12 protein-coding genes are annotated in these 15,457 nt (G+C 71.8%); 8 read left to right on the top strand and 4 right to left on the bottom strand.

Going from position 1 to position 15,457, the window contains the following annotated elements; genetic code table 11:
• The coding region (locus AOK03_RS37140) for an ABC transporter ATP-binding protein (RefSeq protein WP_055569792.1) at positions 1-1,794 on the bottom strand (1,794 nt) is incomplete at its 3' end.
• Between the two features lie 174 nt (positions 1,795-1,968).
• Between AOK03_RS37140 and AOK03_RS37145 the strand changes: the two genes are divergently transcribed.
• The 4 genes from AOK03_RS37145 to AOK03_RS37160 are packed head-to-tail and all read left to right on the top strand — an operon-like array spanning position 1,969 to position 5,588.
• Positions 1,969-2,871 (top strand): ABC transporter ATP-binding protein, encoded by a 903-nt coding sequence (locus AOK03_RS37145; RefSeq protein ID WP_055569783.1) that lies wholly within the window; start codon positions 1,969-1,971, stop codon positions 2,869-2,871.
• Positions 2,868-3,647, top strand: a complete 780-nt coding sequence (locus AOK03_RS37150) for an ABC transporter permease (RefSeq protein ID WP_055569784.1) — start codon at positions 2,868-2,870, stop codon at positions 3,645-3,647. Before AOK03_RS37145 ends, AOK03_RS37150 begins: the two co-directional genes overlap by 4 nt.
• A 32-nt stretch (positions 3,648-3,679) precedes the next feature.
• On the top strand, positions 3,680-4,966 hold the full coding sequence (locus tag AOK03_RS37155) for a sensor histidine kinase (protein ID WP_055569785.1): 1,287 nt from the start codon (positions 3,680-3,682) through the stop codon (positions 4,964-4,966).
• Positions 4,956-5,588 (top strand): response regulator, encoded by a 633-nt coding sequence (locus AOK03_RS37160; protein ID WP_055569786.1) that lies wholly within the window; start codon positions 4,956-4,958, stop codon positions 5,586-5,588. The genes AOK03_RS37155 and AOK03_RS37160 overlap by 11 nt, the downstream gene beginning before the upstream one ends.
• Positions 5,589-5,618: 30 nt before the next feature.
• Here AOK03_RS37160 and AOK03_RS37165 read toward each other — a convergent pair whose 3' ends face one another.
• From AOK03_RS37165 to glgX, 3 genes are all read right to left on the bottom strand, one after another.
• Positions 5,619-6,986: an alpha-lytic protease prodomain-containing protein gene (locus tag AOK03_RS37165; RefSeq protein WP_055569787.1), complete on the bottom strand. Its 1,368-nt coding sequence runs from the start codon at positions 6,984-6,986 to the stop codon at positions 5,619-5,621.
• 145 nt (positions 6,987-7,131) lie between these two features.
• Positions 7,132-8,085 (bottom strand): LysR family transcriptional regulator, encoded by a 954-nt coding sequence (locus AOK03_RS37170; protein ID WP_055569788.1) that lies wholly within the window; start codon positions 8,083-8,085, stop codon positions 7,132-7,134.
• An 87-nt stretch (positions 8,086-8,172) separates the two neighbouring features.
• Entirely contained in the window at positions 8,173-10,470 is a 2,298-nt protein-coding gene (gene glgX / locus AOK03_RS37175; RefSeq protein WP_055569789.1) for a glycogen debranching protein GlgX, read from the bottom strand.
• Between the two features lie 271 nt (positions 10,471-10,741).
• On the opposite strand from glgX, the gene AOK03_RS37180 reads away from it, so the two are divergent.
• The 4 genes from AOK03_RS37180 to AOK03_RS37195 all read left to right on the top strand — a co-directional run bounded on the left by AOK03_RS37180 (position 10,742) and on the right by AOK03_RS37195 (position 14,940).
• On the top strand, positions 10,742-11,836 hold the full coding sequence (locus AOK03_RS37180) for a L,D-transpeptidase (RefSeq protein ID WP_244177899.1): 1,095 nt from the start codon (positions 10,742-10,744) through the stop codon (positions 11,834-11,836).
• Between the two features lie 223 nt (positions 11,837-12,059).
• Positions 12,060-13,301, top strand: coding sequence for a L,D-transpeptidase (locus AOK03_RS37185; RefSeq protein WP_079075201.1), 1,242 nt, complete (start codon positions 12,060-12,062; stop codon positions 13,299-13,301).
• An 85-nt stretch (positions 13,302-13,386) separates the two neighbouring features.
• On the top strand, positions 13,387-14,154 hold the full coding sequence (locus tag AOK03_RS37190; RefSeq protein ID WP_055569790.1) for an enoyl-CoA hydratase/isomerase family protein: 768 nt from the start codon (positions 13,387-13,389) through the stop codon (positions 14,152-14,154).
• Positions 14,155-14,331: 177 nt separating this feature from the next.
• Positions 14,332-14,940: an ATP-binding protein gene (locus tag AOK03_RS37195; protein ID WP_079075202.1), complete on the top strand. Its 609-nt coding sequence runs from the start codon at positions 14,332-14,334 to the stop codon at positions 14,938-14,940.
• The last annotated feature ends 517 nt before the right edge of the window (positions 14,941-15,457 follow it).

Raw genomic sequence — 15,457 nt, forward strand, 5'->3', positions numbered from 1 at the left:
GGACAGGGGGTCGGGGTCGGCCTCGGCTCCCGACATCAGCCACGCGTACTCCGCGTTCTCCCGCAGCAGTTCCTGGTGGGTGCCGACGGCGGCGACGCGGCCGCCCGACAGCAGGGCGACCCGGTCGGCGAGCAGCACGGTGGAGGGGCGGTGGGCGACGATCAGCGCCGTCGTGTCCGCGAGGACCCGCCGCAGCGCCGCTTCGACCAGCGCCTCCGTGTGGACGTCGAGCGCGGACAGCGGGTCGTCCAGGACCAGGAAGCGGGGGCTGCCGACCACCGCGCGGGCCAGGGCGAGACGTTGGCGCTGGCCACCGGAGAGGCTCAGGCCCTGCTCGCCGACCTGGGTGCCGGTGCCCTGCGGCAGGGCGCGCACGAAGCCCGCCTGCGCCACGTCGAGCGCACGGCCCAACTCCTCGTCGCCCGCGCTCTCCCCGGCGCCCATCAGCACGTTCTCGCCGACCGTCGCGGAGAACAGGGTGGGCTCCTCGAAGGCGACGGCCACGAGGGTGCGCAGGTGCGCGCGGTCCATGGCCGTGATGTCCTCGCCGTCCAGCGTGATGCGGCCGCCGGTCACCTCGTGCAGCCGGGGCACCAAAGCGGTGAGCGTCGTCTTGCCGCTGCCGGTCGCGCCGACGAGCGCCATGGTCTCGCCGCGGCGCACGTGCAGATCGACGCGGGAGAGGATGGCGGGGGCGTCCGCGGGCGCGTCGGGATATCTGAACTCCACGCCGTGGAACCGCAGTCCGCCGTCCGAGGGCGCGCCGGAGTCCCCCTTCCGGGCGGCGTCCGCCGTACCGCTCTCCGGCTCCGCGTCCATCACCTCGAAGTACCGCTCCGTGGCCGTCGCCGACTCCTGGCTCATGGCGAGCAGGAAGCCGATCGACTCCACCGGCCAGCGAAGGGCGAGCGCCGTCGACAAGAAGGCGACCAACGTGCCGGCGGAGAGCCCGTCGTCCGCGACCCGCACCGTGCCGAGCACCAGCGCGGCCCCGATGGCGATCTCGGGAAGCGTCACGATGATGGCCCAGATCGCGGCGAGGAGCCGCGCCTTGACCATCTCGGTGCCGCGCAGCGTGTGCGACAGCTCGCGGAACGCGCGCGCCTGACTGCGGTGGCGGCCGAAGCCCTTGATGATGCGGATGCCGAGCACGCTCTCCTCGACGACCGTCGTGAGATCGCCGACCTGGTCCTGCGCCCGCCGCGCCACGGCGGCGTACCGCCCCTCGAAGTACGCGGTCGCGATCACCATCGGCACCACGGGCGCGAGCAGCACCAGGCCGAGCGTGAAGTCCTGCGCGAGCAGGATGATCACGCCGACCACGATCGTCGCGCCGTTGACCAGCAGGAACATCAGCGGGAAGGCGAGGAACAGGCGCAGCAGCATCAGGTCCGTCGTGCCGCGCGAGAGCAGCTGACCGGACGCCCACCGGTCGTGGAAGGCCACCGGGAGCCGCTGCAGATGGCGGAAGAGGTCCGCCCGCATCGACGCCTCCACGCTCGCGAGCGGCCGGGCGACCAGCCACCGCCGCAGCCCGAACAGCAGCGCCTCCGTGACGCCGAGCAGGAGGAGCAGCAGGGCTCCCAGCCACACTCCCGTCGGATCCCGGTCGGCCACCGGGCCGTCCACCATCCACTTCAGCACGAGGGGGAACACGAGCCCCGTACAGGAGGCGATGATCGCGACAAATGCCGCGATGACCAGGCGAGTTCGGACGGGGCGCACATACGGCCAGAGCCGCAGCAGCGTCCGTACGGCGGACCGATCCTTGGCAGGGGCATCTGATTTCGACATCAGGAGCGAGCCTACGGATCGCCACTGACAGAGCCCACCGAGTTTCGGACCGTACGCGGTACTGCGCTGGGCCTAGGTCCGACGGGTCGTAGCCGCCCATCAACCGATCGGCTGATGTCTCCTCGAGCGCGATGGGCGATGCCCGCACCCCCGCCCACCGGCGATTCTCGACGCATGCCCCTCATCGAAGCGCACGGACTCAAGAAGGCCTACGGCGGACGCACCGTCGTCGACGGTGTCTCCTTCGCCGTCGAGGAGGGCGAGATCTTCGGGATACTCGGCCCGAACGGCGCGGGCAAGACCACCACCGTGGAGTGCGTGGAGGGTCTGCGCACTCCCGACTCCGGGTCCGTCCGCGTCGCCGGGCTCGATCCCGCCGCCGACCACGAGCGCCTCACCCGCATCCTCGGCGCCCAGCTCCAGCAGAGCGAGCTGCAGCCGAAGCTCACCGTGCGCGAGGCCCTGGAGCTGTACGCGGCGTTCTATCCCCACCCCGCCGACTGGCGGCCGCTCGCCGAACGGCTGCGCCTGACCGACAAGCTCGACAGCCGCTTCGGCCAGCTCTCCGGCGGCCAGAAGCAGCGTCTGTTCATCGCGCTCGCCCTGATCGGGAACCCGAAGGTCGTCGTCCTGGACGAGCTGACCACCGGCCTCGACCCGCGCGCCCGCCGCGACACCTGGGAGCTCATCGAGGACGTGCGCGACCGGGGCGTCACGGTGCTCCTCGTCACCCACTTCATGGAGGAGGCGCAGCGCCTCTGCGACCGCATCGCGGTCATCGACAAGGGCCGGATCGCCGCCCTCGACTCCCCGGCGGGCCTGATCAGCCGGTCCGCGAGCTCCACCGTCATGTCGTTCACGCCGTCCGCGCCGCTCGACGAGCGCGCCCTCGCGGCACTGCCCGCCGTCACCTCCGTCGAGCACCGCGACGGCCGCTACACCCTCAACGGCACCGACGAGACCGTCGACGCCGCCATCACCCTGCTCGCCCGGCACCACATCACCGCGCACCAGCTCCGGGTCGCCGACGCCACGTTGGACGACGCGTTCCTCGATCTGACGGGAGCATCGGCATGACCGCCGTCGCCGCACCGCCCGCCGCCGACACACGGAAGGGAGCCTCCACCGCCGTCCTCAAAGCGGAGTTCAGGCTCTTCCGCCGTGAGCCAGGCGCCCTCTTCTGGATCATGGCCTTCCCCACCGTCCTCCTCGTGATCCTCGGCTCCATCCCGTCCTTCAGGGAGACCGAGGCGTCGCTGGGCGGCCTGCGCCTCGTCGACGCGTACGTGCCCGTCACCGTCCTCCTCTCGCTGATCATGGCGGGCCTCCAGGCCATGCCACCCCTCATCACCGGCTACCGCGAACGCGGCATCCTGCGCCGCATGTCCACCACGCCGGTGCGCCCCGCCGCCGTGCTCGGCGCGCAGACGGGCATCCACGGCGGCGCCGCGCTCGTCTCCGCGCTGCTCTCGCTGACGGTGGGGCGCCTCGCCTTCGACGTGCCGCTGCCGCGCCAGGGCTTCGGGTACGCCCTCGCGCTCGTCCTCGCGATCCTGTGCGGCCTCGCCCTCGGCGCCCTGGTGTCCGCGCTCGCCCGCACCACGAAGGCCGCGACGGCGATCGGCTCCGCCGTCTTCTTCCCGATGATGTTCAGCGCGGGGGTCTGGCTGCCGGTGCAGGCGATGCCCGACGCGCTCGCCGGCATCGTGGAGTTCACCCCGCTCGGCGCCGCCGCCCAGGCCCTCGGTGACGCCGCCGCGGGCGACTGGCCGGGCCTCGGCCACCTGGGCGTGCTCGTGGCGTGGGCGGTGCTCCTGTCGGCCGGGGCGGCGCGCTGGTTCCGGTGGGAGTGACCGCCCTGCGGCGGCCCGGGACGGCCTGGGGCATGGCCGAGACTGGGGCGGTGAGTACGGGTGCGGCGGACGCCGTGGAGATGATCGAGAAGCGGTGGGGCCTGTTCCACCGCTGGGGCCCCTACGTCCTGCTGGGATTCAGCCTCCTCATGGCGACGGCCACCGGGGGAGCCGTCGGCATGGGGCGCGGCGACTGGTACGCGTCCTGGGGCCTGGTCGGCGGAGGCCTCGCACTGCAACTGTGGTGGGGCAGGGTGTCCCGGACCCGCCCGGAGCCCTCGCCCGCGGGCGTCGTCTACTACGTCCTGCGCTGGGCGATCGGCTTCGCGCTCGCCTGGATCAACCCGTTCTTCGCGTTCTACGCGGTCCTCGGCTACTTCGGCTCCGAGCGGCTGCTGCCCCCGCGCCTGGTCAAGCCCGGCCTGTTCGCCACCGCCATCACCATGTCGGGCTCCCAGTCGGGCGGCCTGCCGCCGGACGGCGAGCTCGGCTGGGTCGTCTTCGGCGGCCTGATCGCGGTGAACGTCGCCCTGCTCACCGTCTTCGCCCACCTCGCCACCCAGGAGGACGAGCGGGCCCGCGCCCAGGCCGCCACCATCGCCGAGCTGGAACGCACCAACACCGCGCTGCAGCAGGCGATGGACGAGAACGCCGCCCTGCACGCCCAGCTCCTGGTGCAGGCGAGGGAGGCGGGCGTCGCCGACGAACGGCGCAGGCTCGCCGCCGAGATCCACGACACCATCGCGCAGGGCCTGACCGGCATCATCGCCCAGCTCCAGGTCGTCTCCGGCGCCCGCGACGAGAAGCTGGCCCGCGAGCACCTGGACCGCGCCGCCGACCTCGCCCGGCACAGCCTCGGCGAGGCCCGCCGCTCCGTCCACAACCTGTCGCCCGCGCCCCTGGAGCACGACCGGCTCCCCGAGGCGCTGGAGAAGACCGTCGCCCAGTGGGCGGAACGCACCGGGGTGCGCGCCGACTTCACGGTCACCGGCACCGCCGAACACCTCCACGACGAGATCGAGGCCACCCTCCTGCGCATCGTCCAGGAGGCCCTCTCCAACACCGCCCGGCACGCGGACGCGGCCCGCCTCGGCGTCACCCTGTCCTTCATGGGCGACGAGGTCACCCTGGACGTGCGCGACGACGGCCGCGGCTTCGACCCCCTCGCCCCCGTGGAGCGCACCGGCACCGGCGGCTTCGGCCTCGACGGCATGCGGGCCCGCGCCGAACGCATCGCCGGATCGCTCACCGTGGAGTCCGAGGCGGGCGGCGGCACCGCGGTGTCCGCTCGCGTACCGTTGGTGCGCCATGAGCACTGAAGTGATCACTCTCATCGTCGCGGACGACCACCCCGTCGTCCGCGACGGCCTGCGCGGCATGTTCCAGTCGGCCCCCGGCTTCCAGGTCCTCGGCGAGGCGTCGAACGGCGTGGAGGCGGTGGCCCTGGCCGCCGAACTCGACCCCGACGTCGTCCTGATGGACCTGCGCATGCCGGGCGGCGGCGGCGTCGACGCGATCACCGAGCTCACCCGCCGCGGCGCCCGCGCCCGCGTCCTGGTCCTCACCACGTACGACACCGACTCCGACACGCTCCCCGCGATCGAGGCGGGCGCGACCGGCTATCTCCTCAAGGACGCCCCGCGCGACGAGCTGTTCACCGCGGTCCGGGCGGCGGCCGAAGGGCGCACGGTCCTCTCGCCCGCTGTCGCGTCCCGTCTCGTCTCACGCGTGCGTGCCCCCGGCAGCGAGCCGCTGAGCACCCGTGAGAGGGAGGTGCTCGCGCTCGTCGCCAGGGGCACGTCGAACCGTGAGATCGCCGTCGAACTCTTCATCAGCGAGGCCACGGTCAAGACGCACCTCACCCACATCTACGGCAAGCTCGGCGTCAAGGACCGTGCCGCGGCCGTCGCGATGGCGTACGACCGCGGCATCCTCGGCTGACCGGAGGGCTCAGAATCGGGCTCGGGCCCGCTACGCCTGCTGCCAGAGCGCCGGAGTGCTCGGCGGCTCCCAGCCGGGCTGCGCCTGGTGACCCTGGAGGCAGCGGTACGTGGAGCCGCCGTAGGTGACCGTGTCGCCCGGGGCGTACACCTTGCCCGCCGCCCAGGTGCCGCCCGGCTCGGGGTCACCCGGGCCCGGGTCGCCGCCACCGCCCGTGGTCTTCAGGGTCAGACCGTACCGCTGCAGCAGCGGGTTGATCGGCTGGTGGTAGGTCGTGCCGCCGCTGGAGCAGTTGCCCGAACCGCCCGAGGTGACGCCCTGTGCCTGGCTCCCGGAGATGTAGGAGCCGCCCGAGTCGCCGGGCTCCGCGCAGACCGTCGTCCTGGTCACCCCGCTGATGGTGCCCTCGGGGTAGGTGACGCTGGTGTTGTGCTGCGAGATCGTGCCGCAGTGCCACCCCGTAGTGGAGCCGGACCTGCAGATCGACGCACCCACCGGGGACTGGGTCGAGCCCCCGACGCCGACCCGCTGGCCGCCCTGGCCCTTCACGTACGGGGTGGCGGTCCACTGCGTGTTCGTGGCGACCCAGGCCATGTCGTTCCCGGGGAAGACGGATGCCTGGAACGTGCCCTGGGCCACCTGGTTGTACCCGCTGGTCGCGGTGCCCGCGCGCCCGCAGTGCCCCGCCGTGGCGAAGCCCTGCTGGGTGCCCTTGGTGATCGGGAAGCCGATGGAGCAGCGGCCGCCGCCCATGTAGTACGCCTCGCCGCCCACGAGGTCGTACAGCGGACGCGGCCGCTCCGTGCTCCTCTCCACCCGTATCAGGGAGGCGTCCACACCCGACGCCGATACGAGCGACTTCGCGGCGCCGCTCTTCACGGCCCGCACCACGACCGCGTTGGAGCGCACGTCGACGTACCAGACGGGCGCGTCACGCGGCGCCGTCTCGCGCGCCGCGCGGTCCAAGCGGGCCTTGGCCGCATCCAGTTGTGCGACCGAGTGTTCGACGACCGCGGCGCGCGCGCCCCGCGCCTCGATCGCGGGCACGTCGCCGGAGTCGGTGGTCGCCACCGTGAGCTGCGCGGAGGTGGCGCCGTGCACCCAGGCGCCCGCGAAGTCACGGCCGAGCGCGTTCCGCAGGGCTCCCGCGACGGCGCCGGCCTCGGCCTCGTTGACCAGACGGGCCTCGGCCTGCGCCGACGTGAGGCCGAGGTCGCGCTGCATGGCCTTCAAGACTCCGGGAGAGGTCTTGTCGACGGCGGCGCTCTCGGCGGGGGAAAGCGGGGAGGGCGAGGGGGAAGCGGTCGCGGAGCCGGGCAGCCCGGCGAGGACCAGTGCACCGGCCGCGGCGACCGCGGCACACGCGGCGGCGACACGTCTTTGCGGGGTGGGGAGCATACGAGGTCTCCTCGATCTACCAAGGACGAGCGGGGATCGCCCACACGGTAGAACCCTCAACAGCCCCCACCCAGCTGTCATTCGACCCCGGGTGCCGACGTTATGGACCGCGCGGACACCACCGCCGCGCCGGGGGAGCGGCGGGTCACGGGGCCGGTGGCGACGGGGCCGACAGCCAGGCCGTGTAGCTCTCGCTGCGGGCCGCCGCCTCCGTGTGGGCCGCGCGGGCCTGCGCGAAGACCGCCGCCGCCGTGTCGTGGGCCGGCGCCGCCGGATGCCAGCCGAGCAGATGCCGCCAGAACAGCGGCGCCCCCGCGAGCGGCCTGGTCACCACGCCCGGCGTCGGCGGGAACGTCGCCCGGCAGAGCCCCACCGCCCGCCCCACCTGCACCAGATGCACGCACGACGCGACGTCCGTCTCGTACACGCGCGTCGGCGTGAACCCCGCCCGCGCGCACGCCGCCGAGAAGCAGTCCGCGAAACAGCCGTCGCCCGGCACGTCCGTCCACGCCTCGTCCGCGAGCTGCCCCAGCTCTATCTCCTGCGGACCGGCCAGCGGATGGGAGGTGGGCAGCATGACGAAGACGGGGTCGCGGGCCACCTCGCGCCACACCAGGAGCTCGTTCTCCGGCGGCGCGCTCGCCCCGCACGTGCCGACGAGCGCGAAGTCGAGGCTGCCCTCCGCGGTACGGGACGCGATGTCCCGCTCCGACCAAGAGGTGTGGGTCGTCACCGGCACCCCCGGGTACGCCGCGGCGAGCCGGTCCACCAGCGCGCCGAGCAGCGGCCCGTGGATCCCGCCGAGCCGGAACCCCGCCCCGCCCTCCCACGCCCGCACGAACTGCTGGGCCTCCTCCCGCAGTCCGCTCACCGCGGGCAGGACCACCCGGGCCCGCGCGAGCACGAACTCGCCGAGCGCGGTGGCCCGCACACCGTGCCGCCCGCGCTCGAAGAGCTCACCGCCCAGGGCGCGCTCGATCCGCTTCAACTGCGCGCTCAGGGCGGGCTGGGCGAGGCCGAGCGCGGTGGCGGCCTTGGTCAGGCTGCCCGCGTCGGCGATCGCCCGGATCGTCTTGAGGTGCCGCAACTCCAGGTCCATAAGGCGAGCTTGGGGTCACCCAAGAGCCGGGGCAAGACTCAGGTCCGGACCAATGGTGCGCATTCGGGAGCCGTGACGGCACCGCCGTCAGTTACCGGTCACCCGCAGCAGCACCACCGACCTCCCCGCCACCGTCACCACCTCACCCGCCTCGTGCACGGTGCCGGGCGGGGCGGTCTGGTCCTCCAGGGCCGTGTCCACCACGACCTCGTACGCCTCCGCCCACGGCGGCCCCGGCAGCGTGAACGCCGTCGGCTCCCCGTCCGCGTGCAGCACCGCGAGGAAACTCTCGTCGACGACCGGCAGGCCCAGCGCGTCACGGCCGGGTATGTCGCGCCCCGACAGATACATGCCGAGCGTCGCCGTGGGCGCGTACCAGTCCGCCTCCGTCATCTCCCTGCCGTCCGCCGTGAACCACGCCAGGTCCCGCAGCCCGTCCGCGGAGTGCGCACGCCCCGAGAAGAACGCCCGCCTGCGCAGCACCGGATGCCGCAGCCGCAGCCCGATGAGGCGGGACGTCAGCGCGAACAGCTCCCGCCAGCCCGGCTCCTCCCTGAGCCCCCAGTCGACCCAGCTGATCTCGTTGTCCTGGCAGTACGCGTTGTTGGAGCCGCGCTGCGTGCGGCCCATCTCGTCGCCCGCGACCAGCATCGGCACGCCGGTGGAGAGCAGCAGCGTCGTCATCAGGTTGCGCAGCTGGCGCCGCCGCAGCGCCGTGACGTCCGCGTCGTCCGTCTCGCCCTCGGCGCCGCAGTTCCAGGCCCGGTTGTCCTCCGAGCCGTCCCGGTTGCCCTCCCCGTTCGCCTCGTTGTGCTTGTGCTCGTAACTGACGAGGTCCCGCAGCGTGAAGCCGTCGTGCGCCGTCACGAAGTTCACGGACGCGTACGGCCTGCGCCCGCCCCACGCGTACAGATCGCTCGACCCCGAGAGCCGGTACCCCAGATCGCGCACGTCCGGCAGCGCCCCCCGCCAGAAGTCCCGCACCGCGCCCCGGTAGCGGTCGTTCCACTCCGTCCACAGCGGCGGGAACGCCCCCACCTGATAGCCCCCGGACCCCACGTCCCACGGCTCGGCGATCAGCTTCACGCGCCGCAGCACCGGATCCTGCGCGATCACCGCGAGGAACGGCGAGAGCATGTCGACGTCGTGGAAGGAGCGCGCGAGCGCCGCCGCCAGATCGAAACGGAACCCGTCCACCCCCATCTCCGACACCCAGTACCGCAACGAGTCGGTGATCAGGCGCAGCACGTGCGGCTGCACGACCTGCAGCGTGTTCCCGCAGCCCGTGTAGTCCGCGTACCGCCGCGCGTCGTTCTGCTGCAGCCGGTAGTAGCCGCGGTTGTCGATGCCCTTCAGGGACAGCATCGGGCCGAGCTCCCCGGCCTCCGCCGTGTGGTTGTAGACCACGTCGAGGATCACCTCGATCCCGGCCTCGTGCAGCGCCCGCACCATCCGCTTGAATTCGCCGACCTGCTCGCCCCGCGTCCCGGACGCCGCATAGGCCGCGTGCGGGGCGAAGTAGCCGATCGAGTTGTAGCCCCAGTAGTTGCGCAGGCCCCGCCGCAGCAGATGGTCCTCGTGCGCGAACTGGTGCACCGGCAGCAGTTCGACCGCGGTCACTCCCAGACGTACGAGATGGTCGAGCGCGGCCGGGTGTGCCAGCCCCGCGTACGTACCGCGCAGTTCCTCCGGCACCCCCGGGTGCCGCTTCGTGAAGCCGCGCACGTGCAGTTCGTAGATGACCGAGTCCGCCCACGGCGTCTTCGGCCTGCGGTCGTCGGTCCACTCGTCGTCCGGCGCGTCGTCGTGCACCACCACGCCCTTGGGGACGAACGGCGCAGAGTCCCGGTCGTCGCGGACCGTGTCCGCCACGTGCTGCTGGGGCCAGTCCCGCACATGCCCGTACACCTCGGGGGGCAGCCGTCCGTAGTCATTTCCCGGGCCGCCGTCCACCGCACGCGCGTACGGATCGAGGAGCAGCTTCGCCGGATTCCAGCGGGCCCCCGTCCACGGGTCCCAGCGGCCGTGCACGCGGTATCCGTACCGCTGCCCCGGCCGCACGCCCGGCACGAAGCCATGCCAGATCTCGTGCGTCAGCTCGGTCAGCGGACAGCGCGTCTCCACCTGCCCCGCGTCGAACAGACACAGCTCCACCGCCTCCGCCCCGCCCGCCCACAACGCGAAGTTGGTGCCCGCGACCCCGTCAGGACCCACCCGGAAGCGGGCCCCGAGCGGCGTCGGCGCCCCCGGCCACACGGGCCGTGCCCGCGCCGCGCGGGGCGCCGCCCGCCCGTTCCCGCGCACCGTCGGGGCGGGCCGCTCCGTCGTGCCGCTCCCCATCGCCCGCGCCTGCTGCACTGCCCCTTGCTCGGGTGCGCTCGACACCTGTCGGCCTCCTGCGGCTCCGTCGGTCGACGCGCGAAGAAGGGCGTGCGGCGTCCCGGCCGCGGCTCCCCATACGTCGTCCTCCCCATGGTTCTGCCCACCGTGCGCGTCGCACTCACGTTTCCCCGGCAGGGGGACGGTCGTTGGGACCCACGTGAGACAGGATGCGAGGCGCGCACGGCGCGCAGGGGCCGCGCTGGCGGCGGTACTGACATGGGCAGGGCTGCTGGCCGGGGCGACGGGCTGCTCCTCCGGCGGGGTCGACGGGTTCATGGGGAAGCCGCGTTCGCCGGCGGACGCGATCCGGGTGACGCCCGACGACGACAGCAAGGGGGTCAGGGCGGACGAACGCATCGAGGTCGAGGTCCCCGACGGCCGCCTGGAGTCGGTCAAGGTCGTCCGGACGCAGGACGCGCAGGAGTTCGACGTGCCGGGCCGCATCGACGAGGACGGCATGACCTGGCGGCCCCTGGACAAGGGCCCGCTGGCGCTCGCCGCCACGTACAAGGTCGACGCCGTCGCCATGGACGGCCACGGCCGCCGCTCGGCCCGGCACACCACCTTCCGTACGTACGTCCCCGACGAGCGCTTCATCGGATACGTGACGCCGGAGAACCGCGCCACCGTCGGTACCGGCATGATCGTCTCCCTGGAGTTCAACCGGGAGATCGAGAACCGCGCGGCCGTCCAGCGCGCCATCCACGTCACCGCGCAGCCGGACGTCGAGATCCGCCCGCACTGGTTCGGCAAGAGCCGCGTGGACTTCCGCCCCGAGAAGTACTGGAAGCCGGGCACCAAGGTCACCGTCGACCTGCGCCTGCGCGACGTCCAGGCCGACCGCGGGGTCTACGGCCTGCAGGACAAGAGCTTCGCGTTCACCGTCGGCCGCCACCAGGAGTCCCTGGTCGACGCCGCCGCGCACACCATGGAGGTGCGCAGGGACGGCGAGCTGCTCTCCACCGTGCCGATCACCGCGGGCGCCCCCGAGACCACCACGTACAACGGGAAGATGGTGGTGACGGAGATGCTCGAGGTGACCCGCATGAACAGCCGCACCGTCGGCTTCGGCGGCGAGTACGACATCCCCGACGTGCCGCACGCCATGCGCCTGACGACCTCCGGCACGTTCCTGCACGGCAACTACTGGTCGCCGGACGCCCCCGGCAACACCAATGTCAGCCATGGCTGTGTGGGCCTGCGCGATGTGAAGGGCGGCAGCTCACGGACGCCCGCGGGCTGGTTCTTCGACCGGAGCCTCATCGGAGACGTCGTCGAGGTGGTCAACAGCGATGACAAGAAAGTCGCTCCTGACAACGGCCTCAGCGGTTGGAACATGGACTGGAAGGACTGGGTGAAGCCCAGCTGATCCCCCAGGTGATCGCCAGGTGGTCACCGGGTGACCGGCGGTGGACCACCAGGTGATCATGGTCTGCCCGTGCCCCTGGGCAGTTGGAACTGAACGGTGACATTGGCGGGGACTGTTCGCCGGGAACGGTGTGGTTATCTATCGCTGGCGCGTGTCCGAAACGCGCAGGTGCACTGGGGTGCGGGCCTGGACCAGACCAGGCTCGGCGAGGGGAGACGACATCTTGAACGGGCGACCGATATCGGGGACGTCGGTTGGCGCGCGCCTGCGCGCGCGACGGCGGGGCGCCAGAACGGCAACGGCAGTGGTGTCGGGGGCGACGCTGCTGTTCGTCGCGGCATGCGGGGGAGGCTCGGACTCGGGCGGCGACGGGGACGGCAAGGGCGGGGCGGACAAGAACGCCCCCTCGGCGGCCGTCGTCTCGATAGCCCCCAAGGACGGTGCGGACGCGGTCGCCACCAGCGGCGCACTGAAGATAGGCGCCGACAAGGGCAAGCTCTCAGAGGTCAAGGTCGAGGACAGCAAGGGCAACCCGGTCCCCGGCAGGATCACTTCGGGCGGGACCAGCTGGACGCCCGCCCACCACCTCGCGGCCGCCACGAAGTACAAGGTCCACGCGGTGGCCAAGGACTCCGACGGCCGCGCCTCCGCCAAGGACTCCGTCTTCACGACACTGACGCCGAAGAACACCTTCATCGGCCAGTTCAATCCGGAGGACGGCTCGAAGGTCGGCGTCGGAATGCCGTTCTCGGTCAACTTCACGCGCGGCATCACCGACCCGGACGCGGTCGAGAAGGCCATCGAGATCAAGACCGAGCCGTCGGTGCCGGTCGAGGGCCACTGGTTCGGCAACGACCGCCTGGACTTCCGCCCGGAGAAGTACTGGAAGGCCGGCACGAAGGTCACCGTCAAGCTCAACCTCGACGGCGTCGAGGGCCGTCCGGGCGTCTACGGCAAGCAGGCCAAGACCCTGAAGTTCACCATCGGGCGAAGCCAGGTCTCCACCGTCGACGCCAAGACGCACCAGATGAAGGTCGTCCGCGACGGCAAGCAGATCAAGAAGATCCCGATCACGGCGGGCGCCCCCGGCACCACCACGTACAACGGCGAGATGGTCATCAGCGAGAAGCTGCAGGTGACCCGGATGAACGGCGAGACCGTCGGCTTCGGCGGCGAGTACGACATCAAGGACGTCCCGCACGCCATGCGCCTGTCCACCTCGGGCACGTTCATCCACGGCAACTACTGGTCGGGCGGCGCCTTCGGCAACACCAACGCCAGCCACGGCTGCATAGGCCTGAGCGACGTGCGCGGCGGCTACAGCAAGAAGACGCCCGCCGGATGGTTCTTCAGCAACTCGATGATCGGCGACCTCGTCGTCGTGAAGAACTCCGCCGACAAGAAGATCCAGCCCGAGAACGGCTACAACGGCTGGAACATGTCGTGGGAGAAGTGGAAGGCATAGGTCCCACCCCCTTCCGTACCGGGCCCGGCGCACTGTGACCAAGTGCACCGGGCCCGGGTGCGTTAGTCCCCGTTAACCTGCTGCCATGACTGCAACCCTCGAAGTCGCCGAAGGCGTAGGCACGATCCGCCTCGACCGTCCCCCGATGAACGCCCTGGACATCGCCACCCAGGACCGCCTCAAGGAGCTCGCCGAAGAGGCGGCCCGGCGCGACGACGTCCGCGCCGTGGTGATCTACGGAGGCGAGAAGGTGTTCGCGGCGGGCGCGGACATCAAGGAGATGCAGGACATGGACCACGCGGCCATGATCGTGCGCTCCGGGGCCCTCCAGGAGTCCTTCACCGCCGTGGCGCGCATCCCCAAGCCCGTCGTCGCCGCCGTCACCGGCTACGCGCTGGGCGGCGGCTGCGAGCTGGCGCTCTGCGCCGACTTCCGCATCGCCGCGGACAACGCCAAGCTCGGCCAGCCGGAGATCCTGCTCGGCGTCATCCCCGGCGCGGGCGGCACCCAGCGCCTGGCCCGCCTCATCGGTCCGTCCAAGGCCAAGGACCTCATCTTCACCGGCCGCCACGTGAAGGCCGACGAGGCGCTCGCCATCGGCCTGGTGGACCGCGTCGTGCCCGCCGCCGAGGTGTACGAGCAGGCGCACGCGTGGGCCGCGCGCCTGGCGAAGGGCCCGGCCATCGCGCTGCGCGCCGCCAAGGAGTCCATCGACGCGGGTCTGGAGACGGACATCGACACCGGCCTCGCCATCGAACGGACCTGGTTCGCGGGTCTGTTCGCGACCGAGGACCGCGAGCGGGGCATGCGGAGCTTCGTCGAGGAGGGTCCGGGCAAGGCCAAGTTCGTCTGAACCAGGCCCTGTTGCCGACGGCGCCGCCCTGTTGAACGTGCGTCACCATCGGGGTCCCCCGAAGGAGCGGATTATGGCCGACTTAACAGAGCCTTAAGTGCGGCTGTTCCAAGGCTGTGGGTGATCATGTATAAGCGGGAAGTCACCGCAGGTCACAGCTGCTCCAGCGGCCCTTAACTGCCAGTGGCATATGTCAATGAGGCCCCCCGGAACGGTTGGTTCCGGGGGGCCTATTCCGCCGGAACGGCCACGGAGAGCGCTCTGGGCGGCCATGATGGGGGCATGGCGGGGCTGGAGGGTGACGAACGGCCGCGGCGGCACGGCAGTGCGACCGCGGCGCGCTGGTCGCCGGCGGTTGAGGATGAACACGCGCTGAAGGCGCTCGAGTTGTTCGGCAATCCCACGGACGCGGAGGTGCCGCTGCCGTCCCGCCCGGAGTCCGCCGCCATCGCGCGCCGCCTCGCCCAGGTCGTCGTCCTGCGCCACTGGGGGCTCTCCCCGAAGCTCACCGAGGACGTCGTCCTCCTCGTCTCCGAACTCGTCGGAAACGCCGTGCGGCACACCGGTGCCCGTGTCTTCGGCCTGCGCATGCAGCGGCGGCGCGGCTGGATCCGGGTGGAGGTCAGGGACCCCTCGCGCGGGCTGCCCTGCCTGCTGCCCGTCGGCGAGATGGACCTGAGCGGCCGCGGCCTCTTCCTCGTCGACAAGCTGTCCGACCGGTGGGGCGTGGATCTGCTGCCGCGCGGCAAGACGACGTGGTTCGAGATGCGGGCCGCCGACCGCTGATCCCGCGGGCGGATCCGGTGGGCGGATCCGGCGGGCGGCCCGAGGCGGATACGCGAAAGCCCCCGGCGGCCGTGGTCGGCGTGAAGGGGGCCTTCGTGAAGCGCCGTGGATGTTGGGGTGTGATCCACGGCGGCTGATGACGACCTGAGCCCGGGTCAATGGGGGTCGTGTCCCCGACTATGGCAGACGGGCGTCATCGATCCAAAGGCGTCTATCCGTCCATAGGTGGGCAAATCGTGACAGTTTAGAGGTGAATCCTTGGTGAGATGGGACACCTGCCTGGTAAACGCTGGTTAAGCGGAGGCTGTGACAGGCGATAAGCAGGGGGTGGAGCCGTGGCGCCGGGCTCCCGAGCCCCGACCCGCAACGGCTCCAAAGCGGGCAATCAGCATCTTTTCCATGTTTTACCCATTAAATGGTCGGGTGATCGAGACCGACCGCCGCAGAGTCCTGCGCGCGGGCGCCGGCCTGGTCGCCGCGGGCACGCTCACCACCGGGTGCGCCGCCACCTGTCCCT

It is taken from the genome of Streptomyces atriruber, assembly GCF_001418325.1.
GTDB lineage: Bacteria > Actinomycetota > Actinomycetes > Streptomycetales > Streptomycetaceae > Streptomyces > Streptomyces atriruber.